19 protein-coding genes are annotated in these 22507 nt (G+C 70.8%); 12 read left to right on the forward strand and 7 right to left on the reverse strand.

The features are described from left to right. The first annotated feature begins 4 nt into the window (after window positions 1-4). The 5 genes from IH68_RS0141980 to efeB all read left to right on the forward strand — a co-directional run bounded on the left by IH68_RS0141980 (window position 5) and on the right by efeB (window position 7279). Window positions 5-634: a DUF6230 family protein gene (locus tag IH68_RS0141980; RefSeq protein ID WP_030946968.1), complete on the forward strand. Its 630-nt coding sequence runs from the start codon at window positions 5-7 to the stop codon at window positions 632-634. A 296-nt stretch (window positions 635-930) separates the two neighbouring features. Beyond that, on the forward strand, window positions 931-1731 hold the full coding sequence (locus IH68_RS0141985; protein WP_051833985.1) for a DUF6230 family protein: 801 nt from the start codon (window positions 931-933) through the stop codon (window positions 1729-1731). A 46-nt stretch (window positions 1732-1777) separates the two neighbouring features. Beyond that, window positions 1778-3757 (forward strand): DUF6114 domain-containing protein, encoded by a 1980-nt coding sequence (locus IH68_RS52120; RefSeq protein ID WP_051833986.1) that lies wholly within the window; start codon window positions 1778-1780, stop codon window positions 3755-3757. A gap of 151 nt (window positions 3758-3908) precedes the next feature. Then, window positions 3909-5948 carry an iron uptake transporter permease EfeU gene (efeU, locus tag IH68_RS0141995; protein ID WP_030946974.1) on the forward strand — a complete coding sequence of 680 codons (2040 nt, stop codon included), beginning with the start codon at window positions 3909-3911 and terminating at the stop codon, window positions 5946-5948. A 50-nt stretch (window positions 5949-5998) separates the two neighbouring features. Continuing rightward, on the forward strand, window positions 5999-7279 hold the full coding sequence (gene efeB / locus IH68_RS0142000) for an iron uptake transporter deferrochelatase/peroxidase subunit (protein ID WP_030946976.1): 1281 nt from the start codon (window positions 5999-6001) through the stop codon (window positions 7277-7279). Between the two features lie 10 nt (window positions 7280-7289). Here the strand turns inward: efeB and IH68_RS0142005 are convergent, their stop codons facing one another. Genes IH68_RS0142005 through IH68_RS0142015 form a run of 3 tightly spaced genes read right to left on the reverse strand, consistent with a single transcriptional unit; the run spans window position 7290 to window position 9537 of the window. After that, window positions 7290-7652 carry a hypothetical protein gene (locus IH68_RS0142005; RefSeq protein WP_030946977.1) on the reverse strand — a complete coding sequence of 121 codons (363 nt, stop codon included), beginning with the start codon at window positions 7650-7652 and terminating at the stop codon, window positions 7290-7292. A 39-nt stretch (window positions 7653-7691) separates the two neighbouring features. Then, entirely contained in the window at window positions 7692-8261 is a 570-nt protein-coding gene (locus IH68_RS0142010) for a DUF6232 family protein (RefSeq protein WP_030946980.1), read from the reverse strand. A 16-nt stretch (window positions 8262-8277) separates the two neighbouring features. Then, complete coding sequence (locus IH68_RS0142015; protein ID WP_159403825.1) at window positions 8278-9537, reverse strand: SH3 domain-containing protein; 1260 nt, start codon at window positions 9535-9537, stop codon at window positions 8278-8280. A 158-nt stretch (window positions 9538-9695) separates the two neighbouring features. Here IH68_RS0142015 and IH68_RS0142020 point away from each other — a divergent pair, with 158 nt between their 5' ends. After that, complete coding sequence (locus IH68_RS0142020; RefSeq protein ID WP_030946987.1) at window positions 9696-10061, forward strand: response regulator; 366 nt, start codon at window positions 9696-9698, stop codon at window positions 10059-10061. 14 nt (window positions 10062-10075) lie between these two features. Here the strand turns inward: IH68_RS0142020 and IH68_RS0142025 are convergent, their stop codons facing one another. Together IH68_RS0142025 and IH68_RS0142030 are read right to left on the reverse strand one after the other, a co-directional pair. Then, window positions 10076-10822, reverse strand: a complete 747-nt coding sequence (locus IH68_RS0142025) for a response regulator transcription factor (protein ID WP_420719032.1) — start codon at window positions 10820-10822, stop codon at window positions 10076-10078. Then, a complete protein-coding gene (locus IH68_RS0142030; protein ID WP_078912854.1) occupies window positions 10819-12666 on the reverse strand; it encodes a sensor histidine kinase in 1848 nt (615 codons plus the stop codon). Before IH68_RS0142030 ends, IH68_RS0142025 begins: the two co-directional genes overlap by 4 nt. Before the next feature lie 304 nt (window positions 12667-12970). Here IH68_RS0142030 and IH68_RS0142035 point away from each other — a divergent pair, with 304 nt between their 5' ends. The 6 genes from IH68_RS0142035 to IH68_RS0142060 all read left to right on the forward strand — a co-directional run bounded on the left by IH68_RS0142035 (window position 12971) and on the right by IH68_RS0142060 (window position 20522). Then, window positions 12971-14029 carry a LacI family DNA-binding transcriptional regulator gene (locus tag IH68_RS0142035; protein WP_030946995.1) on the forward strand — a complete coding sequence of 353 codons (1059 nt, stop codon included), beginning with the start codon at window positions 12971-12973 and terminating at the stop codon, window positions 14027-14029. 392 nt (window positions 14030-14421) lie between these two features. Further along, window positions 14422-15897, forward strand: coding sequence for a glycoside hydrolase family 32 protein (locus IH68_RS0142040; RefSeq protein ID WP_030946999.1), 1476 nt, complete (start codon window positions 14422-14424; stop codon window positions 15895-15897). A gap of 54 nt (window positions 15898-15951) precedes the next feature. Then, complete coding sequence (locus IH68_RS0142045) at window positions 15952-17349, forward strand: ABC transporter substrate-binding protein (RefSeq protein ID WP_234341766.1); 1398 nt, start codon at window positions 15952-15954, stop codon at window positions 17347-17349. 77 nt (window positions 17350-17426) lie between these two features. Then, entirely contained in the window at window positions 17427-18416 is a 990-nt protein-coding gene (locus IH68_RS0142050; protein WP_030947004.1) for a carbohydrate ABC transporter permease, read from the forward strand. A 2-nt stretch (window positions 18417-18418) separates the two neighbouring features. Continuing rightward, window positions 18419-19255, forward strand: coding sequence for a carbohydrate ABC transporter permease (locus IH68_RS0142055; protein ID WP_030947006.1), 837 nt, complete (start codon window positions 18419-18421; stop codon window positions 19253-19255). Window positions 19256-19529: 274 nt separating this feature from the next. After that, window positions 19530-20522 carry a phospholipase D-like domain-containing protein gene (locus IH68_RS0142060; RefSeq protein WP_030947010.1) on the forward strand — a complete coding sequence of 331 codons (993 nt, stop codon included), beginning with the start codon at window positions 19530-19532 and terminating at the stop codon, window positions 20520-20522. A gap of 121 nt (window positions 20523-20643) precedes the next feature. On the opposite strand, the gene IH68_RS0142065 is transcribed toward IH68_RS0142060, so the two are convergent. Together IH68_RS0142065 and IH68_RS0142070 are read right to left on the reverse strand one after the other, a co-directional pair. Next, window positions 20644-21321 carry a response regulator gene (locus IH68_RS0142065; RefSeq protein ID WP_030947012.1) on the reverse strand — a complete coding sequence of 226 codons (678 nt, stop codon included), beginning with the start codon at window positions 21319-21321 and terminating at the stop codon, window positions 20644-20646. Beyond that, window positions 21318-22421, reverse strand: a complete 1104-nt coding sequence (locus tag IH68_RS0142070) for a sensor histidine kinase (protein ID WP_030947015.1) — start codon at window positions 22419-22421, stop codon at window positions 21318-21320. The genes IH68_RS0142065 and IH68_RS0142070 overlap by 4 nt, the downstream gene beginning before the upstream one ends. Window positions 22422-22507: the final 86 nt, after the last annotated feature.

Below are 22507 nucleotides of genomic sequence, written 5' to 3' on the forward strand. Positions count from 1 at the left end.
AGTGATGACGTTCCCTGAGCCCGGTCCCCGCCCCGCGGGTCACACCCGGTGGGGGCGGCTCGGCCTGGTGATGGTGCCGACGCTGGTGGTGTCCGCGCTGCTCCTGGTGGGGGTCGGCAGCGGCATACTCCCCGTCTCGCTCGCGGTCTCGGCCCAGTCCATGGCGGTTTCGGGACAGAACCTCAAGATCACCGCCGACCGGCTGGAAGGCACCGGGTTCACCCAGTACGTCGCGACGGACCGGTCCAAGTCCCAGACGTACCCGGAGGCCATCGCCGGGATCGACTCGGCCGACCTGTACAACCTGTGCCAGTCGATGGTCGTCAAGCTCCCCGTCGTCGGCGAGACCACCCTGCGGATCGGCGCCGGCGGGGGCGGCAAGCCCGCGCATGCGGACCATCTCGTCGTCCACACCGATGATCTCGGCGGCGACGCGGTGTTCCACAACATCGTCATCGGCCAGGATGCCTCGACCTTCAAAGACGGTTCCGGTTCCGTTGCGGGAGTCTTCGGACAGCAGGCCGACACCGTACGCATCGATCACCTGCGGCAGTCGACCCGAGAGGTGAAGGCGGCGACCTTCCGGCTCACGGGCCTGCACCTCAGCGTGAAGGCCGGATCCAAACCCTGCTAGTCAAAAGGCATGCAGGGTCGCCTCAAGTGCCGCCGCCTGCACGAGCCTTGGCAGCAGATGCGATTCCTCCAAGGGCTGAAGCCCTGGGGGTTCCTCGCAAGGATCCGCTGAACGCCCCTCCCCCTCCCCTTTGAGCCGCGCGGGTGAATGCGTCCGTCCATTGGGGTCCCGCCGCTGATTCTCGGAGTCACCCCCGGGTTCCGCCGGAGTTGGCGATGCGTACCGCCCGAGACTCGGGAATTTGGGGCTTCTCGGCCCGCTGACGGGCCGGCCCGGATTGTCTGACGGGGAGAGGGATGACAAGCATCGCCGACAGCGCCACCCAGACCACCGTGAGCACACGTCTCACGGGCCACACCCGATGGAGGCGCCTGGCCGTGGCCATGGTGCCCACGCTGCTGGCCTCCGCAGCGCTGTGCACGGCGATGGCTCGTGGCGCCCTGGCCGCGTCCTTCGGTGTGTCACCGAACTCGTTCACGGTTTCCGGCGAGAGCTTCCAGATCTCGGCCAGCACGCTCGACGGGCAAGGCTTCGTTCAGTTCGGTGTGCTGGACCGCGGCGCTCATGCCTCGTACCCGGAAGCTCTTTCCGGCATCCGGTCCGCGGACCTGTACGACCTGTGCCAGTCCGTCGTACAGGACGTGCCCGTCCTCGGCCCCGTCACCCTGCGGCTGACCTCGGGCAGCGGCGGGACCCCCGCGCACGCGGACCGGCTCGTCGCGGACAGCCACGACCTGCAGGGCGACGCGCTCTTCCACAACATCAACATCGGTCAGGATGCCGCGACCGTGCAGGGTGTGCCGGGCGTGCACGGCGAGCCCGGCGGCTTCGGCGAGCAGGCCGACACCGTACGTATCGACAACCTGCGGCAGCAGACCCGTTCGGTGAGTGCGGCGACGTTCCGGCTGCCGGGGCTCCACCTGAGCGTGCAGGTCGGCTCGAACCCGTGTTTCGATGCTGATGCGGATCAGGGGGACGACGACTCTTCTGGTGCGGACCACGAGGGTCACCACTCCTCTGATGCGGACCACACAGGTCACCACTCGTCGGGTGCGGATCAGGGACACCACCACACTCCGGGGGATCGAAGTGAGTAGTGCGTGGCTGAACCTCGGAGGCAGGAGGAAGGGAGAGGCTGACGGGATGGGCCGCGGATGGTGGAGCGCCTTCCGCGACTGGCGGCGCAGCCGCCCGTTCTGGGCCGGGGTGTGGACGCTGCTGGCCGGGGTCGAGATCCTCTCCATCCCGTTCGCGCCGTTGCCGGTCATGATGCATGAAGGCATCGCCGGCGTGGCGGGGTCGCTCATGGGGATCTTCCTGGTGGTCCTCGCGCTCAGCATGTGGCTGTCGCCCGGCCACCGGGTGTTCGCGGGCATCGCGACGCTGGTGCTGGCGGTCGCCTCGCTCGTGCTCTCCAATTTCGGCGGTTTCCTGATCGGTTTTCTGCTGGGTATCACCGGCGGCGCGATGGCGGTGAGCTGGGTGCCGTACGAGCGGCCTCCGGTCCGGCCGCCGATCTGGCCGGACTGGCGTCGCGGCAACGGCTCGGGCCGCACTGGAGGCTCGGACGATCCGGAAGGGCCGGAAGGGCCGGACGGTCCGAGTGGCCCCGGTGGTTCGGGCGGTTCCGGTGGTTCGGGCGGTCCCGGTGGGGCGGGTGGCTCCGGTGACCCCGGCGGTTCCGGTGAACCGGATGGCTGGGGAGGCGGTGGAGGTCATACGGTCGGCGGCGGACAAGCCGGCGGCAGCCCGCGCCCGAACGGTCTGACCTGGCGCACCAGCCGTATGCGGGCGCTCGGTGTGCTTCCGATCGGAGCCCTGCTGACCGGCGGCCTGCAACCGGCCCCGGCGCACCTCCCCCGGGTGCTGCCGAGCCGCGCCGATCCCCCGAGCGTGCTCGAGAGCACCGTCGACGACACCACTGCCCCGCACCTGACCGTCTGCTCTCTGCTCGGCGGACTGCTGGCCGGGGCGGCACCTCCCGCGCGCGGCACCGGAGGCCGCACCCCGGGCACTGACTCCGTAGTGCACGGCCCGCACGCGCCTCTCGTCCCTCTTGTGCCGAAGCCGCGTACCGAGACGAACGACAAACACAGGCCCGGACGCGGACCGGCCTCCGTCAAGCCCGCACCCGCTCCCCCGGCTTCATCCGGAGCGGGCCTTCTCGGCTCGGTCTCCGACCTGCTCGGCCTGCACGGATCACCCGACACACCCGACAAACACGACAACGGGCCGGCTGCCCGGCACGACCGTGCAACTCCGCAGCCGGCCCACCCCGCCGACCCGCCGACCCGCGGCAAGCCCGACCACGCGGCCGGGCCGGGCGCGTCGGACAAGCAGCCGAGCAGCTCCGCCGACGACGTCCCGCCGTCCGTCCTGCGTCTGGACATCCCGCCACTGCCTGCCGACGGGCGGATGAACGGGCCGCTGTCACTGCTGCCCCTGCACATCGATCTGGGCGCCGGCTCCGGTCGGGACGAGCAATCGCGCTGGTGTCTTCCGCAGCCCCTGATCTCTCTCAGGCTGGGTGTCGATGCCGCCGCGTACCGCGTACGCACCGCCGCCCAGCCGTTCCGGGTCGTCACCCCGCTGCTGGTGCTCACCGGCCTGACCTATCACGGCATCACCGAGGTGCCGACGGTGTACGGCCCCCAGGAGGTCCTGGTCTTCACCGCGTACCGGGTCGACATTGCGAGCCTGCGCCAGACGGCCCCTCTCCTTGCCCCCGGATGCGGCCGCAACCAGCCCCCGCCGCCCGCTCCGCCCTTCCACGGGCTGCCCGGCCTCCGGTTGCCGCTGCTCGACATGGGCATCCCCGGCATCGGCCGCGTGGACCCGTCCGCCCCCGGCCCCTGGTATCCCTGCCAGGGCACGCTGGAGACCGACGCCCCCTCCAGCACGACGGTGGCCACCGGGCAGCCCGTGGTCCTGCTGACCAAGGTCCTCAGCGGGAACCTCCTCGGCCTGCTCCCCGTCACGTTCACCCCGAGCATGCCGCCCCCACTGCCACCGGGGCTCACCCTTCCCATCCCGATCTTCTTCACCAACGTCACCGCGTACAACCAGTTCCTCAGCGCCGACGAACTGGACGTCCCCGGGATCCACCAGACGGCGTCCCGCTGACCGCACGCCGCCGCCCCATCGGTACACGGGTGACAACGCGTCAGCTGGGGATTTTGGCCTCGGAATTACCCTCCCGCGACTGACTGATTGCATACCCGCAGGTCATGATGGTTCGCGTTTGGTTAGGCATGCCTACGCTAATGAGGGCCGCATGTGGGATGACGCGTTTCCGAGCTTCCTGATCGGACTGCGGGAAGGACTCGAAGCCGGGCTCATCGTCTCCATCCTCGTCGCGACGCTCGTGCGGGCCGACGCCCGCTCCCGGTTGCCGCAGGTGTGGACGGGCGTCCTCGCGGCGATCGCGCTCGCCATGAGCTTCGGCGCGGTCCTCACCTTCACGGCCGCGTCCCTGTCCGCGACCGCCCAGGAGGCCTTCGGCGGCACCCTCAGCCTGATCGCGGTCGCCTTCGTCACCGCCATGGTGTTCTGGATGCGACGCTCGGCGCGCAGTCTGTCCGGCGAGATCAAGGAGAAGGTCACCAGCGCGCTCGGCATGGGCGCGGGTGTCCTGGTCGTCACCTCCTTCCTCGCCGTGGGCCGGGAGGGCCTGGAGACCGCCCTGTTCCTGTGGACCACCGCGCAGGCGGCCGGCGAGTCCGCGGGCCCCCTGACGGGCGCCGCCGTCGGCCTGCTGCTGTCGGCCGCCCTGTGCTGGGGCCTGTACCGGCGGGTGCTGAAGATCAACCTGACGAGGTTCTTCACCGCCACCGGCGTCGTCCTGATCGTCATCGCCTCCGGTGTCCTCGGCTACGGCCTGCGCGACCTGCAGGAGGGCGGCGTACTGCCCGGGGGCACGGCGTACGCGTTCGACCTGAGCGGCAGCATCGACGCCGGCTCCTGGTACGGCACCCTGCTCCAGGGCGTGTTCAATCTGACGCCAGCCATGACCTGGCTGCAGGTCCTCGGCTACGGCACCTACCTCGCCGTAGTGATGACGCTGTTCGTGCGCGGTGCGCGGGCCACGGCACCGAAGCAGCCCGCTGCCGACGAGGTGACGTCCGCCCAGGAAGTGCAGGGTGCTCCGCCCGCCCGGCGCCGTCCCGCCTGGGTGGTCCCCGTGGCCGTCGTCACCGTGCCCGCGGTGATGGCGGGCGTCGCCGTCGCATTCGGCCACCCCAAGTCGGCCGCGTCCCAGACCGTCGCCGTCTCGGAGAAGGACTGCGGCAAGGGATTCAGTGCGCCCAAGCCCGGCCGGCAGACCTTCCAGATGCACAACACCGGCGACAAGACGTCCGAGGCCTACCTCGTCGATCCGGCCACGAACGCCGTCTACGGAGAGGTCGAGGGCCTGGCGCCCGGAACCACCCGCGAGCTGGTCGCCACCGTCGCGGGCGGCACGTACGCGTGGCGGTGCGTCCCGAGCAGCGGCACGGCCGTGACCTCCAAGGCGGTCCGCGTCACCGGCGGGGGAGCCTCGCAGGCGGTCGTTCCCGTCTCCGAGCAGGACCTCGCAGGCCCGCTCGGCCAGTACAAGGCGTACGTCGACCAGGGCTTGGCCACTCTTGTCCGGCAGACGCGCACCCTCGCCTCCGACATCAAGGGCGACCAACTCGGCCGGGCCCGCGCCGACTGGCTCGTCGCGCACCGCACCTACGCCTCCCTGGGCGCCGCCTACGGCACCTTCGCGGACTTCGACCAGAAGATCAACGGCAGTGCCGACGGTCTGCCGGACGGCGTGCACGACAAGGGTTTCACCGGCTTCCACCGCCTGGAGTACGGCCTGTGGCACGACGAGTCGGCGACCGCGCTCACCGCTCCGGCTCAACAACTGGCCGCCGACACCGCCGGGCTGCGCAAGGCCTTCCCGCGCCAGGACTTCGCCCCCTCCGACCTGCCACTGCGCGCCCACGAGATCCTCGAGAACACCCTGCAGTTCGAGCTGACCGGCGACACCGAGGAGGGCAGTGGCACCAACCTCGCCACCGCCGACGCCAACCTCGCCGGCACCCGCGAACTGCTCACCGTCCTCAGGCCCCTGCTCACCAGCCGCTCCCCGCACTTGCTGCCGACCGTCGACGCGGACATCACCCGCCTGCAGCAGCTCCTTCACGCGGCTCACCACGGCAGCTCCTGGACCCCCGTGGACCGGCTCGACACGACCGCGCGGGCCCGCCTGGACGGAACCACCGGCCGGCTCCTGGAGGACCTCGCCCCGGTCCCCGACCTGCTGGAGATCCGGAAGTCCGCCTGATGACAACCCCACACCGCCACGACCCTGTACGCAGCGAAGGGAACGCCCCCATGCCGTCCGACGAATCCCCCGCCCCGCAGGACGGCTGCCCCGCCGGTGCCCGCCGCCGCTCCTTCGTGAAGACGGCCCTCGGCGCCGGGGCCGCGGGAGCAATCCTGACCGGCGGCGGACTCGCCTTCGCAGAGAGCAGCGGCAGCGCGCAGGCGGCCACCCAGACGGAGAACGCCGCCAAGGTCCCCTTCCACGGCGCCCACCAGGCCGGCATCCTCACCCCCGCTCCCGCGGCCGCCACCTTCGTTTCCTTCGACGTCATCGCCGACGACCGCGACGAACTGGCCGAGCTGCTGCGGACCATAACCACCCGCGCCCGCTTCCTCACCTCCGGCGGCACCCCGGCCGACCTGGGCGTGGGCGCTCCTCCCGCCGACAACGGCATCCTCGGCCCGACCGTCCCCGCCGACGGCCTCACCGTCACGGTAGGCGTCGGTGCCTCCCTCTTCGACGACCGCTACGGCCTTGCATCCGCGAGGCCCCGCCGCCTGACCGCGATGCGGACCTTCCCCAACGACAATCTGAAACCCGCCGAGTGCCACGGCGACCTGTCCCTGCAGATCTGCGCCGACCGCCAGGACACCGTGCTGCACGCCCTGCGGGACATCGCCAAGCACACGCGTGGCGGCATGCAGATCAAATGGCGCATCGACGGCTTCCAGAACGCACCGCGCCCGACGGGTGCGCAGCGCAACCTGCTCGGCTTCAAGGACGGCATAGCCAACCCGGACGTCACCTCCACCCGGGAGACCGACCGCCTGATCTGGGTCGGCAACGGTCAGGGCGAGCCCGCCTGGGCGACCGGCGGCAGCTACCAGGTGATCCGCATCATCCGCATGCTGGTGGAGTTCTGGGACCGGGTCTCGCTCAGCGAACAGGAGCTGATGTTCGGCCGCCGCAAGGACACCGGCGCCCCGCTCGACGGCGCCCAGGAGACCGACATCCCCAACTACGCCAAGGACCCGCACGGCACCACGATCCCTCTGGACGCGCACATCCGCCGGGCGAACCCGCGCACGTCCAGGACCGACAACTCCCGCATCCTGCGCCGCGGTTACAACTACGACCGCGGCATCGACAACGTCGGCAACCTCGACATGGGCCTGGTCTTCTGCTGCTACCAGCAGGACGTCAAGCGCCAGTTCGAAGCCACCCAGACCCGCCTGATCGACGAGCCCCTCGTCGACTACATCTCCCCCACCGGCGGCGGCTACTTCTACGCCCTGCCCGGCGTCCGCGACACCAAGGACTGGTACGGCAGCGGGCTGCTCGCAACCTGACGCCCGCCCCTCACATCCCCCCGACGAGCGCCGTGACCAGCGTCGCCACCCCGCCCTGCACCGCTGCCAGCACCCCGTCCGAGGCGCCGCCCGCTACCGCACGGGCGAGCGCCCGCAGACGCTCGGGCCGGGTACGCACCGCCGTGACGACCGCACCGGCATCGGTGACGCTGCCGTCCGCCGCCACGACCCCCTCCCGGGCCAACTGGGCCACGAAGGCGCGCAGTTCACCGACGGCGGCGTCCAGCTCGGCAGGCGAGACCCCCGGGGAGTTGTCGATCCTGAAGGTGCTGCCGCTGCCGCCGGTCTGGACGTTCTTGTCGCGGCCGATCTTGTCGCCGCCGAACTTGTCCCCGTAGACGTAGTCGGACATCTGTGACTCCTTCTTCTTTGCTCTTCGTGAGGGTGGTGGTTACGCGGGGGATCCGCTCCGGACGTTCTTGTCGCGGCCGACCTTGTCGCCGCCGAACTTGTCCCCGACGACGAGATCTCCTCCCACGTGCAGGATCCGTTCCGTGGACGGCGGGTCCTCGATCGCGGCGACGAGCTCGGCCTGGATGCGGTGGATCTCGTTTCGGGCCGTCCCGGACAGCGCGGTGTACTGCGTGCCCGCCGTCTCGATGAGCAGTGCGTACCGCTTGCGCCGGAACAGCAGCCGGTAGAGCAGCACCCCCAGCAGGTACGCGGTCCGGACGGCCAGCAGCGCGACGAAGGCAGTGCCGATCCGCCGTACGGTCTCGGCGTCGGCGTCCGAGAGCCGGGACCCGAGGCCGGCGCGCTGCAGGACCAGGGTGATCGCGCCGCCCAGGAGGAGCAGGGCGGCGATCTCGCGGAGCGGGTAGAGCGTCGCGAGCTTGCCGCGCCAGACCACGCGCAGGGTCTGGACCCGCGAGATGTTGGCGAGCGGGTAGGTCTCGTGGCCGATGGTGACGATCCGCTTGGCGATGCGGATCTCGCCGACCTTCTTCTTCGTTCTGCTCATCGCTGTTCGTCGTCCCTCATTCGGTCGCGGTCGGGGTCGGGGTGCCGTCGGACGGAGTGACCGTCGCCGGGGCCGTGGTGTCCGGCGCCGGGCCGGAGGGCTCGGCACAGTCGGGGAGCGACAGGGCGTCGGGGCCGCCGGTGAGCGCGGTGGCCGTGACCCAGCCCGTGCCGCCGGTGGCACGGAGCAACTCGACCCACAGATCGCTGTCGTAGCCGTGCGCCTGCACCGGGTCGCCGTGCGCCGCACACAGCGCCTGGTACGAACCGCCCGCCTCGACGTAGCTGATCTGCGTGTCTGCGGTACTGGGCCCGGTGCGTACGGGTGCCGTCACGGCGCCGGTGACCGTCGTGCTTCCGGGAGTTGTGGTGTCGGTGGGTGTGTCCGTCGGTGTCGGGGTCGGAGAGTCCGTCGGTGGGTCGGAGGGCGCGGGCGCCGTCGCGGCCACGTACACCGTCGTCGGCGTCCGGCGGCTTGCGGTCACCCGGTCGCCCGGCCGGGGCGAGGCGTCGTCGGCGGGTGGAAGTTGTACGGCGTCGGCGGCGCCGGCGGTCGGGATGACGACCCGGGAGACCGTGCCCTCCTCGACGCCGTCCGCGGGCTCGGCCGCGTACTGCACCTGGAGACAGTCGGCGGCCAGTTGCGCCACGGTGTCGTCGACGTCGGCGCCGGCGGTCACCTCGGGCAGGGTGACGCCGATGTCGCCGGTGCCGGCGGTGCAGGAGGGCGCCGAACCGGTCGGCACGGGAGAGTCCTGCTGCTTCGGGGCGTCGGCGATCTGCAGACGCGTCACCTTGCCGGGCTGCGTACGGGTCGCGTCGACCAGCACCGTGCCGCCCTGCGCGAGCGCGAGATCCCGCCCGTCCAGGGAGGGCTGGACATGGCGGCCCTTGGTGTGGATCTCGTAAGCGGAGTAGACGTATCCCGTGCCTTCTGCGCCCCTTGGCTGTACGAACGCGGCGCTCCGGGTGGTCGTCACGGCGTGCGCCAGGTGCCTGATCAGGACCACCAGGTTCTTGCCGCTGACCAGTCGCTGCTGGAATCCGCCGACGGAGACCTCGCCGAGCGGCGTGACGATCTTCGCGTCGGCGGAGACACTGATGTTGCCCGCCGAGTCGATCGTGAACGACACCGGCAAGAACGCCGGTTTGACGGTCACCGAGCCCTGGTCCGGTTTGCAGCCGGTCAGGCCGGTCGCGAGCAGCGCCGCGAGCACGACCAGGGCGAGCGGCCTGGCAGGTTTTCCCCATGCCTTTCCGCGTGTGTTCCCCCGCATGATGTTCCCCCGATTCCCCCGACTTCCCTGATGAGTCGTCCGCCCAGTCTTCGCGCGGCAGGGGCCGGGAACATCCAGGCGGGCACCGGTCCGCCGGCGGGGGCTTCTCAGGGTCTGCCCTGATGCCGTGGTCCACCGCGGGCCGTCAGCATGGGACCATGAGCCGCAGCGTGCTGATCGTCGACGACGACCCCGCCTACCGGGCCGCCGTCCGGGCCCTGTTGGAGGCGGACGGGGACTATGCCGTGACGGAGGCGGCCTCTGGGGCGGCGGCGGTCGCGGCGGTCGCCCGGGGTGAGCGACCGGACATCGTGCTGCTGGACCTGGGGCTGCCGGGGGAGAACGTCTTCGCCGTGACGCGGGAGCTGAACGTGCTGGCCGCCGACATGGTGCTCGTCCTGTGCTCGGTGCGCGAGGCCGAGGAGTTCGCCGCGCGCATCGCCCGCTCCCCGGCCGCCGGTTTCCTGGCGAAGGACCGGCTGTCGGTCAGGGCCCTGTCGGACCTCGCCGACCGGGGGCCGTGAACCGGGACGGCACGTCAGGAGTCGCGGGACTGGAGGTACTTCAGCACGGCCAGCACCCGGCGGTGGTACTCCCCCTCGCTCTCGTCGGGCAGTTCGAGCCGCCGGAAGATGCTGCGGACGTGGGTCTCGACGGTCTTCACGGTGACGACGAGCCGGCCGGCGATCGCGGGGTTGGTCAGACCCTGGGCCATGAGCCGGAGCACGTCCAGTTCGCGGGGGCTGAGCGTGGCCAGACCGCCGCGCCGGCGCGGGCCGTTGAGGAGCAGTTGCAGCACCTCCTGGTCGAACTCGCACTCCCCGTCGGCAATCCGGCCGACGGTGTCGAGGAAGTGCTCGTCGGCGACGCGCTCCTTGAGCAGGTAGCCGACGCCCCGGACATCGGATGCCGTCAACTCGGCGAGGTGGGTGACCTGGACGCTCTGGGACAGCAGCAGGATCCCCACGTCGTGGTGGGACTGCCGGATGTCCACGGCCGCCTGGAGTCCTTCCAGGCGTTTCGTCGGCGGCATCCTGATGTCGATCACGGCGAGGTCCGGGACCGTGCGGGCTACTGCCGCGCGCAGCTCGTCCGCGTCGCCGACCTGGGCGGTGACCTCGTGACCGCGGCTCGCCAGCAGCGCGGCGAGGGCGCCCCGGAAGAGGCGTTCGTCGTCGGCGAGCACGATCCGCAGGGGCTTGGGCGAGGGCGGGGCACTGGTGGCGCCTTCGCGCGGGGAACTTCCCGGTCCCGGAAGGGCCTTCTCCGACTCGTGTTCCGTCACGCCTGTCCCGCCTCCCCCTCGCCGGAGGCGCCGGAAGCAGCCTCTGCCGCAGCCGCCACGGGGGCCAAGTCCCGTACACAGAGCGGAAGTTCCACCTCCACCACGGTTCCCCGCCCGCGCTCGCCACGGACCGTCATGGTGCCGTCGAACACCGCCACCCGGTCCCGCAGCCCGAGCAGCCCGGTGCCGCCCCCCGGGTCGGCGCCGCCGACACCGTCGTCGGCCACCGTCAGGCGCAGCACCCCGTCCTCGGCCCGGTGGCGGACGTCGATGCCGATGGTCCGCGCGTGGGCGTGCTTCAGGGCGTTGGTGAGGGCCTCCGCGGCGACGAAGTACAGGGTGGCCGCGAGCGGCGGCGGAAGGCCGGGAACTGTGCCCGCGGTCACCTCGACCGGGCACGGCGCCCGCGCGGCGAGCGTCTCCAGGGCTGCCACCAGGCCCGTTTCGGTCAGTACGGCGGGATGGATGCCGTGCGCGAGGTCGCGCAGCTGGTCGATGCCCTCGCCCATCAGCATCGCGATCCGGTCGAGCAGGCCGACCAGTTCGGGATCGGGCGCCTCCCGGCCGGCGAACCTCTGCCGGGCCAGCCGTAACGTCACCAGTGCGGTGACGAAGGTCGTCTGTGCCCCGTCGTGCAGGTCGTGCTCGATCCGGCGGCGCTGCTCGTCGCCTGCCTCGACGATACGGGCCCGTGACGCGCGGACCTCGGCCAGTTGGGCACGCACCTCGGCGGCGAGGCGCTGGTTGTCCAGCTCCAGCGCCGCCGCGGAGACGACGGCTTCCAGAACGTAGCGGTCCTCGCGCAGCGCCGGGTCGTGGACGAGCACCCCGACGCGCCGGCCGTCCCGCTCCAGCGGGCTGACCTGCCGCCCGGGCGCCACGGCGAGCACGGTGCCATGGCTGTCGACGTACCCGTCGGGGGCGAGGTGGCCGACCTGCACCGACGGGTCGCGGAGCGCCCGCGCGAGCGCGTCGCGCAACTGCGCCCGGGTGGCGGTCGGCATGCAGCGCAGGAGGTCGGCCACGGCCGTACGCCCCATGCGGACATGCCAGACGCCGGCCAGGAAGGCCAGCGGCAGCGCGAGCACCGCCACGTGCGCGACGGCGATGAGCGGTGGATGGGTCGGCGAGTCGGGTCCCGTCCCGAGTATCGCGTCGAGCGTGGACGCGAGCCCGCCGACCAGGCCCGTGGCGAACAGCGGCGCGAGCACCCGCCGCGCCGGACGTGTCGCCTTCACCCACCGGCCCAGCAGGACGGCGACGACGGCCGCGCTCATGACGAACTGGACCCGGTCGACCGCTTCGGGCAGCCAGAGCACGGCGTGCACCAGCAGCAGGTTCCGTACCACCGAGTCGTAGAAGAGCGTGCTCAGCGGGATCAGCCCGAACGCCGTCGCGTAACCGGCGGCCACCAGGAGCCGCTCCAACCGCGAACGCAGCACGCCGTCGGGGAACATCAGCAGCAGCGGGATCAGGAATCCGCTGGACGCCGACCGCACCAGCAGCCCCACGGTGTGCGCCACCGGAGCCGGGCTGATCTGCAGGTCCTCGGCGAACCACCCGATGCCCACCCACAGCATCAGCAGCCCGACCGGGTTGCTCGGCCGCCGCATCCGCGCGAGGAGCCCCGCTCCGAGATACAGACCGCCGACCGCCCCCGAGAACCACGTCGTGGTGGTCGTGACATACCGCCCGGGCGCGCTCACGACCAGCACATACGCCCCGAAAGCGACCCCGCCGACGGCCAGCCCGACCGCTGCCGCCTCCGGTGCGAGCCGAAGCCGCCCAGACGGGGCCCGGGTCGTCCCGCTCCCTGGCGCGGCCAACTCCGCCGCCTCAACCATGAGCCGCCTCCCCCTGGCGCGCGCCCCACCGCAGGCCAACAGCCCGTCGGGAGAGCCATGTTAGCGAGGCGAACCCCTCGGACCTGGTGGAACAGGGAGAAACAGGGACAGAACCCGGCCGAGTACGGAACGCCGTGCCGATGCCCCTCGGCCGGGCCGCCCTTCCTGCCACCCTCTGCGACATGCCGTGGCCACGAGTTCGTAACGAGCCATTGACAGTGGCTTCCGGCTGGGGGCACTCTCATGTCCACACGGTTGGCTAAACGATTAGGCAACCCGGAATCCTCCACTTTGGGCAGGGGCAATGGCGCGCCGGATCGGGATCAAGGACGTGGCTGCGGCGGCAGGTGTGTCGACCGCGACCGTGTCGCACGTCCTGAACCGGGTCGAGGGCAAGCGGATCAGCGAGGAGACGCGTCAGCGCGTCTGGAAGGCCGCCGACGAGCTCGGGTATGCGCCGAACGGTCTTGCCCGGGGGCTGAGGACACAGCGGTCGCAGACCATCGGCTTCGTCAGCGACCAGATCGCCACCACCCCCCACGCGGGCCGGATGATCCTGGGTGCCCAGGAGGCCGCCGCGGCCGCGGGCCTGGTCCTGCTGCTGGTCAACACGAGCGGCGATGCCGAGCTGGAGCGCACCAGCATCGAGATGCTGCTCCAGCGGCAGGTGGACGGCGTGGTGTACGCGGCCATGTACCACCGCATCGTGGAACTGCCGGAGGCACTGCGCACGACGCCCACCGTGCTGCTCGACGCGAGCTCGGCCGACCCCGCCGTCCCGTCCGTGGTGCCCGACGAGGTGCAGGGCGGTTACGCGGCGGTGCGCGAACTGCTCGACCACGGCCACCGCCGGATCGGCGTGACCGTACAGACCGTCGACCTTCCCGCCCGTCAGGGCCGTCTGGAGGGCTACCGCAAGGCGCTGGCCGAGGCCGGTGTCGCCTACGACCCGTCTCTGGTCGCCGCGGAGACGGCGGTGCCGTTCAACACGGTCGGCGGTGACGTGGACACGGGCTACCGGGCCGCGCGGCGGCTGCTGACGGCTGAGCAGCGCCCCACGGCGTTGTTCTGCTTCAACGACCGGATGGCCGCCGGTGCCTACCGGGCCGCCGCCGAGTTGGGACTGTCCATCCCCGGCGATCTGTCGGTCATCGGCTTCGACAACCAGGAGCTCGTCTGCGAGTCGGTGCACCCGCAGCTGAGCACGGTTCAGCTCCCGCACTACGAGATGGGGGCACGGGCCGTGGCCCAGTTGCTCGCACTCACGAAGACTCCGGGCCGGCCACCGGGCCCGGACACCCAGGAATTGCTGCCTTGCCCGCTGGTGGCGCGGGCATCGGTCACTTCGCCGCCCCGACTCTGACCCCGGGACGGCGAAGCAATCGCACCGTGACAGGCGACCGTCGCAACCGGTCGTCGGTCCTGCCAGTACTTGGAACACAGTGAGGGTACACACATGTCCCCTGAGCCTTTCAACGAGCGATCGAGGCGGCATCCCCGCCTGATGCCCGACAGCGCCTCGGAGTACTGAGCCGCGCCTTTCCTGCCGACGAGTCGTCGGCGCTTCAGACAGCCTTCCCGCACCTCGCCGCCGGCAGCACGCCGGACCCGGCTTCCCTCGCCATGCCACGAGGGCCGGCAGCGAGTGCAGGGTGAAAGGCGCCTTCACCGAGTTCCACGAGGGGATCGTGGCCGGCCGTGTCCGGTGACCGTCCGTCCTCGCATGCTCCGCTGCACATACCGAAAGGCACGCGTGTGTCCACCGCGCCCCGCGATCCGTACCGGCCCGTCGCACATCTGCGCCCGCCCCGGAACTGGATCAACGACCCCAACGGGCTGGTCTTCCATGACGGCCACTACCACGTCTTCCACCAGTACAACCCCTCTGGCGCGACGCACGCGAACATGCACTGGGGTCACTTCCGCAGCCCCGACCTGCTGAGCTGGGAGCCGCTGCCGATCGCCCTGTCCCCGACCCCGGGCGGCGTGGACGCCGACGGCTGCTTCTCCGGCAACGCCGTCTCCGACGGCGACCGGCTGGTCGCCTTCTACTCCGCGAACCGCTGGGACCGCTCGCCCCAGCACCAGCCGGTCACCACCGCCACCTCCAGCGACGGCGGCCGGACCTTCGGCCCTCGGGGCCAACTGGTCATCCCCACATGGCCCGAGGGCTGCACCATGTACCGCGACCCCTATGTGTGGCGGGACGGCGAGCGCTGGCGGATGCTGGTCGGCGCCGCTCTCACGGACGGCCGCGGCGCGGCCCTGCTCTACACGTCGCCCGACCTGGAGACCTGGACCTACCTGGGCCCCTTCGACGCCCGCGCGCAGGAGCCGGTCGGCGACAGCGGCCTGCACACCGGCGAGGGCTGGGAGTGCCCCCAGTACCTGCCGCCGCAGTCCGGACGGCCCGGTGCCCTGATCTTCAGCGCGTGGAACGACCACGACGGCGCGCGCTGCGTCACCGCCCTGGTCGGCGAGGAACACGGCAACGCCTTCGAGGCCGGCCCGCCCGCCTTCGTGGACCACGGCCCGGACTGCTACGCGCCCGCCCTGCTGCGCGCACCGGGCGGCCGATGGCTGCTGTGGGGCTGGTCCCCGGAAGCCCGCGAGGAAGACTGGGTGGTCGCGGACGGATGGGCCGGCGTACTGACCCTTCCGCGCGAGATCTCGGTCGCTGCCGACGGCACACTGCACCAGCAGCCCGCCACCGAACTCCTTGCCCTGCACGGCGAGTCGGCGCTCCACTCGGAAGGCGTGGCGCAAGGCCCGCAGCCCGTGGAACTGGGCAGTGTGGGCCGCGCCTTCGACCTGACGGCCCGTCTGGAGACGACCGGCGCGGCGAGCCTGCGCCTGCTCACCGACCCCGAAGGCTCGGAGTACCTCGACATCCGCCTCGACGCCGCCGCGGGCGAGCTGGTCGTCGACCGCGACCACGCCTCGCTGGACACCCGCGCCCACGGCGGCTCCTACCGGATGCCCTGCCCCACCGGACAGCCGGTCGAACTGCGCCTGGTCGTCGACCACTCCCTCGCCGAGATCTTCCTGACCTCCACCGGCCAGGTGCTCACCCTGCGCTTCTATCCGACAGGAATCGGCCCTTGGCGGCTGCAGGCCCACACCGCGCCGGGCGCGCACCTGAGCCACGCGGTCGACGCCTGGGAGCTGCTGCCCCTCGTGGTCAAGGAGCCGAGCACCGGTCCCGAACTGCCGCAGGGGCAGCCCACATGACGGAGTCGTCGCCCGCGTCGCCGTACCGGCACGTGCCGATCCCGAATCCCCCCCATGCACCTGAGTACCACCCACCCTCGCCCGCACCACACACCGGAGGCACCCACGATGAACGCCGGCACCACAAGAGCCCGACGGACGGCCTGTACGGCCCTGGCCCTCGCCCTTCCGCTGGCCGCGCTCGCCGCCTGCGGCGGGGGCAGCGGCACCGGCGCCTCCGCCGAGCAGGGCAGCGGCACGGGCACCATCACCGTCTGGGCCCACCAGGGTCAGGCGAGTGAGGCGGCCGCCCTGCAGAGCGCGGTGAAGACCTTCAACTCCTCGCAGAAGAAGGTCAAGGTCAAGCTGACACTGATCCCCGACACCGACTACACCAAGACCATCACTGCCACGGAGGCGTCCAGGCTGCCGGACGTGATGGAGTTCGACGGCCCGACTATGGCCAACTTCGTCTACAACAAGAAGCTCGCCCCGATCGACAGCTACGTCTCCGCCAGGACGCTGTCCAACGCCACCCCCGCCATCAAGGCCGAGGGCCGGTTCGAGGGCAAGCAGTACGGCCTCGGCATGTACGACTCCGGGCTCGGCATCTACGGCAACAAGAAGCTGCTGGACGCGGCCGGCATCAAGTACCCCACCGGTCCGTCCGACAACTGGACCGCCACCGAGTTCACCGCCGCGGTGAAGAAGCTGGCCGCCGGGGACTCCGACGGCAAGAGCCTGGACCTGCAGGAGAGCGGCGGGTTCGCCAACGAGTGGGGCACCTACGGCTTCGCCCCGGTCGTCTGGTCGGCGGGCGGCTCCCTGCTGAAGAACGGCAAGGCCGAAGGCGCCCTGGACACCCCGGCCGTGGTATCGGCGCTGAAGACCTTCCAGTCCTGGAAGAAGTACGTCGATCCCAATACCGACGGCAACGCCTTCGCCAAGGGCCGTGTCGCCCTCAGCTGGGTCGGCCACTGGATGTACCCCGCCTACGGCAAGGCGCTCGGCAAGGACCTGGTCGTGCTGCCGCTGCCCGACTTCGGCAACGGCCCCAAGACCGGCCAGGGTTCGTGGGCGTGGGGCATCGGCGCCGACACCAAGAACGGCAAGGCCGCCGGCGCCTTCCTCGACTCCCTGCTGAACGACACCAACGTCACCGCGATGACCACGGCCAACGGCGCCCCTCCCGGCACCAGGACCGCGCTGGCCAAGAGCACTCTGTACAAGCAGGGCGGCCCCCTGCAGCTCTACGCCGACCAGCTCGCCAAGGCCTGCGGTGACACGAACATCGACAAGTCCTGCGTCGCCGTGACCCGCCCGGTCACCGCCGGATACCCCACGGTCACCGCCAAGTTCTCGCAGGCGCTGAGCGACGTCTACGGCGGCGCCGACCCGAAGTCCGCCCTGAACAAGGCCGCCCGCGCCATCGACCAGGACTTCTCGGACAACGACGGCTACAAGCTGCAGTAGCGGCATCCAGCAGCCGGGAGGGACGGACTCACTCTGACAGCGCCCGTCCCTCCCGGCCGGGAAGAGGACACCCCACCGTGACCACCGTGAACCCCGCACCCGCCACGCCCGACCGGCGGAGGCCGAGCCCACCACCGCCGTCCGCCAAGCCCGTACGGCCTCGCCGCGCGAACCGCGACCGGGTGCACGGACTGCTGATGTCCGCACCCGCGCTCGGCGGACTGATCGCCTTCGTCGCCGTGCCGTTCGTGTACGCCGTCGTCCTGTCCTTCTACAACGTGCGGCTCGGCTCCCCGCTCCCGCCGCGCTTCTTCGGCATCGAGCAGTACCGGCGCATCTTCACCGACCCGGACATGTCCGGTCCGTTCCTGCGGGCCCTGCTGAACAACCTGACCTTCGCCGTGGTCGTCGTACCCCTGCAGACGGGGCTGGCCCTTGCCCTGGCGATCCTGCTCAACCGCAAACTCAAGGCGATCGGCGTCTTCCGGTCCCTTTTCTTCCTGCCGGTCGTCTTCCCCATGGCCCTCGTCGCGGTCATCTGGCGGCTCATCCTCGCCCGCAGCGGCGACGGCCTGCTCAACTCCGCGCTGCACGCGGTGAGTTTCGGCAACTGGGGCGCCTTCGACTGGCTCGGCGACGGCCTCACCGCCATGGCCTCGATCATCGTGCTGTCCGTGTGGCAGGGCGTCGGCTTCCAGATGGTCATCCTGCTCGCCGGCCTCCAGCAGATCCCCGGCGAACTCTACGAGGCCGCCCAACTCGACCGTGCCTCGCGCTGGCAGCAGTTCCGGAACGTCACCCTGCCCGGCATCCGCGGCACCCTCGTCTTCGTGGCCATGCTGACCTCCGTCCTCTCCTTCCGCGTCTTCGACCAGGTCTATGTCCTCGTCCACGGCGGCGGACTCGACGAGGACGCCACCCGCACCGTGATGTACCAGGCCGTCACCACCGCTTTCGACCAGAACAACATCGGCCAGGCGTCCGCGATCACCGTCGTCTTCTTCCTGATCGTCGTCGTTCTGACCCTCATCCAGCGCCGCGTCGTCCGCCCCGGCAACGAGGACTGATCATGACCAGCACACCCCTGCGCCGCTTCTTCGACTACGCCGTCCTCAGCGTCCTGGCGTTCGTCTTCGTCCTGCCGGTCCTCTACCTGGTCCTCGGCAGCTTCAAGCCGTCCGACCAGGTCCTCAGCGGCCTGACCGGCTTCCTCCCCACCCACCTGTCGTTCGACAACTACCGCGCCGTGCTGAACAGCTTCGACTCCGACGCCACCGGCTACTTCTGGCGCTTCATGGGCATCTCACTGCTCGTGGCCACGGTCGTGGTGCTGGGCAACCTGATCGTCAACTCCATGGCCGCGTACGGCCTCACCCGTCTGCGCTGGCGCGGCCAGCGCGCCGTCTTCACCCTCGTGCTGGTGCTGATGCTGGTGCCGTTCGAAGCGGTCGCCGTCCCGCTGTTCTACATGCTCAACGACCAGCGCAACACCGTCTACATCCAGGCCCTCCCCTTCATCGCCAACGCCTTCTCCATCTACCAGTTCGCGACGTTCTTCCGCGCGATCCCGCCGAGCATCGAAGAGGCCGCCCGCATCGACGGCGCCGGTCCCTGGCGCACCTTCTTCGCGATCATCGTCCCGATGTCGAAGCCGGTGTTCGCCTCGGTCGCGGTCCTGACGTTCCTCACCCAGTGGGGAGCCTTCCTGTGGCCGGTCCTGATGGTCTCCGACCCGTCGGTGCGCCCGCTGCCGCTGGAGATGAGCGTCTTCCAGGGCCAGATGCCCGTCGACTGGGGTCAGGTTCTCGCCTTCGGCGTCCTCCTCGTCCTGCCCGTGCTGATCGTCTTCGCGTTCTTCCAGCGCTGGTTCGTCCAGGGCGTGGCAAGCTCGGCCGTCAAGGGCTGAGTTGCCGGGTGCGGGTCGCATGGCGTTCTGCGGGACTCCCCGGCAGCGACGCCATGCGCTGCATTCCACCGCGGGGACCCTACGAAGATTTTGCGAACTCGCGGGGACCGCATGAACCGCCTACCACCTGCCTGAAGTCCCGTTTGTCCGGCTGTGCTTCGGGCCGGTAATCCCGTGTTCACCGACCTTCTCTTCCTGGGCGTTCTACGCGCGTGGTGTCATGCCCACGCTCACCCACCCCCCACGTGGGCATCAACTCGACCAGGAGTCACGCATGCTGTGGAAGGTCATCGGGCGCGCGGGTGTCGCCCTGGCGGCCGGCGCCGCCGTCGTCGCCACCGCCGTCCCCGCGAACGCGGCGAGCTACACCGCGTTCGCCTTCTCTCAGAGCGGCAGCCAGCCGGACATCTACGACTTCATCGACTCGGCCACCACCTCCCTCGACATGACCATGTACGAGCTGGAGGACACCACGGCCGTCAACGACCTCATAGCGCTGGAGAACAAGGGCGTCACCGTGCGGGTGGTCCTCGACCGCCAGCACAAGACCGCCAACAACTCGGCGTACACCGCCCTGACGAACGCGGGCGTGGGGGTGGTGTGGTCGTCGTCGAGCTTCGTCTACACCCACCAGAAGACGATCACGGTGGACGCCACCAAGTCGCTGGTCCTCACGGGCAATCTCACCTCGCAGTACTACGCGACCGGCCGCGACTACGGCGTCTTCACCGACGACACCCGTGACGTCGCCGCGATCGAGAAGGTCTTCAACGCCGACTACGCGGGCACCTCGATCACGCCGACCGACGGCGACCACCTGCTCTGGTCGCCCAACGACTCCCGCAGCCGCCTGCTGTCCGTGATCAACTCCGCCACCAAGACGCTCGACGTCGAGGAACTGGAGTTCAGCGACAGCACGGTGGTCGACGCCATCGCGGCAAGAGCGAAGGCGGGTGTGACCGTGCGGGTGGTCCTGGAGACGCCGGGCGACTACTCCAGCGAGGTCTCCGAGATCGAGGCGGCGGGCGGCACCGTCGTCGGCTACTCCGACCCCAACGGCTTCTACATCCACGCCAAGGCCATGGTCGCCGACTACGGGCTGTCCACCCAGGAGGTGGAGGCGGGCTCCATGAACATCAGCAGCAACTCCCTTTCCAACAATAGGGAGTTGGGCATCATCCTCACCGGCACGGGGGTGGCCCAGTCCGTGGCCACGACCGTGGAGACGACGTTCAACAGCGACTACGCGGGCGGTACCGCGGCGTAAGCGCTCCTCTGGGGGTGCGGGGTGACATTGCGGGCCAGTGGGGGCTGGTCGCGCCCACGCGGCGAAGCCGCATGTCGATATTGCCCCGCGCCCCTACGGGGGCGCTACGGGTCGTCGGCGGTCACTCGAAGCGGTGATCCCCGCCGCGCGGCGCCACCAGCCCCGACTCATACGCGAACACCACCAACTGGGCCCGGTCCCGTGCCCCCAGTTTCGTCATCGCCCGGCTGATGTGGGTCTTCGCCGTGAGCGGGCTGATGACCATGTGCGCGGCGATCTCCTCGTTCGACAGACCACGCGCCGCCAGGGCCGTCACTTCGCGTTCGCGGCGGGTGAGGCAGTCCAGGCCGGGTGCCGTCGACCGGTCCGGTGGGCGGGAGACGAACTCGCCGATCAGGGTGCGGGTGACCGACGGTGAGAGCAGGGCCTCGCCGTGGGCCACTACCTCGATGGCCTGGAGCAGGTCGGCCGGTTCGGTGTCCTTGAGGAGAAAGCCGCTGGCGCCCGCCCGCAGGGCCTCGAAGACGTACTCGTCGAGGCCGTAGTTGGTGAGGATCACGACGCGTACGGCGGACAGGGCGGGGTCGGCGGCGATCCGCCGGGTCGCCTCGATGCCCGTCATCACCGGCATCTGCACGTCGATCAGTGCGATGTCCGGCAGATGTGCGCGGACGAGGGCCAGGCCCTGTTCGCCGTCCGCGGCCTCGCCGACCACCTCAAGGCCGTCCTCGGCCTCCAGCAGGGCCCGGAATCCGGCGCGCATGAGGGCCTGGTCGTCGACGAGGGCGACCCGGATCATCGCGTCTCCCCCAGCGGCAGCCGGGCCCGCACCTCGAAGCCGCCCTCCGCTCTCGGCCCGGCGTGCAGGGTCCCGCCCAGCGCCGACACTCTCTCGCGCATGCCGGTGAGGCCCACGCCGGGTGCGGGCGGACGGTCCGGGTCGGCGCTGCCGTCGTCCTCGACTCGTATCGTCAAGTCATCGTCCCCATAGGCGAGTTGGACACCGACCTTGGCTGCTCCCGCGTGCCGGGCCGCGTTGGTCAGGGCCTCCTGGACGATGCGGTACACCGCACGGTCGACCGTCGCCGCCAGGGGCCGTTCCTCACCGGTCACCGTCAGCTCCACCGCGAGGCCCGCCGCGCAGGCGCGCTCCACCAGTAGAGCGGGCGTGCCGGTCGGCTCGTCTGTGCGCAGGATCTCCAGGGTGGCGCGCAGTTCGCGCATGGCCTCGCCGCTCGCGTCCTGGATGGCGAGCAGCGCGGGCGGTATCTCCTCGCCGCGCTTGCGGGCGAGGTGCACCGCGACTCCCGCCTGGAGCTTGACGATCGAGATGCTGTGGGTGAGCGAGTCGTGCAACTCGCGGGCTATGCGCAGGCGTTCCTCGCCCGCACGGCGCAGGGCCGCCTCCTCCCGGGTGCGTTCGGCCTCCAGGGCGCGCTGTTCGGTCTGGCGCAGATACGCCTGCCAGTTGCGGTCCGCCATGCCCGCGACCACCGCGGACAGGAACCAGCCCGCGAGCAGCGCGGTCCGTTCGACGACCTCCTGGGTAGTAGGCCCGGTCGCGAAGTATGCCGCCAGGAACACACCGCTCGTGGCGGCCGCATACCCGCGGTGCCCCAGCCGGACCGCCGTGAGCGCGGCCGCGAACACAGGCAGGGCGGAGACCGGTCCCGGGTGGGCGTGCAGGACGTAGGCGCCGCCGCTCGCCGCCGCCACGGCCAGAACTGCGCGCGGGGCGGCACGGTGGAACGCCAGGGCGGCCGAACTCACCGCGATCAGCGCGTAGTCGACGGCGGTGGTGTCCGAGTCGAAGGCGGCCGTGGTCATGACGAGGGCGCCGACGACGACCGCGAGGGCCACGTCGGCGAGGTACCTGCGCAAGACCGGGTGCCCGCCCATGCACGCACAGTAGACGGCGGCACCGACAACGGCGTCAGACCTGTGGACGGCTCTGCGGCTACTCCTCCCGTAGTAGTGCCCTGGCC

This window comes from Streptomyces sp. NRRL S-646 (genome assembly GCF_000720765.1).
Taxonomy (GTDB): domain Bacteria; phylum Actinomycetota; class Actinomycetes; order Streptomycetales; family Streptomycetaceae; genus Streptomyces.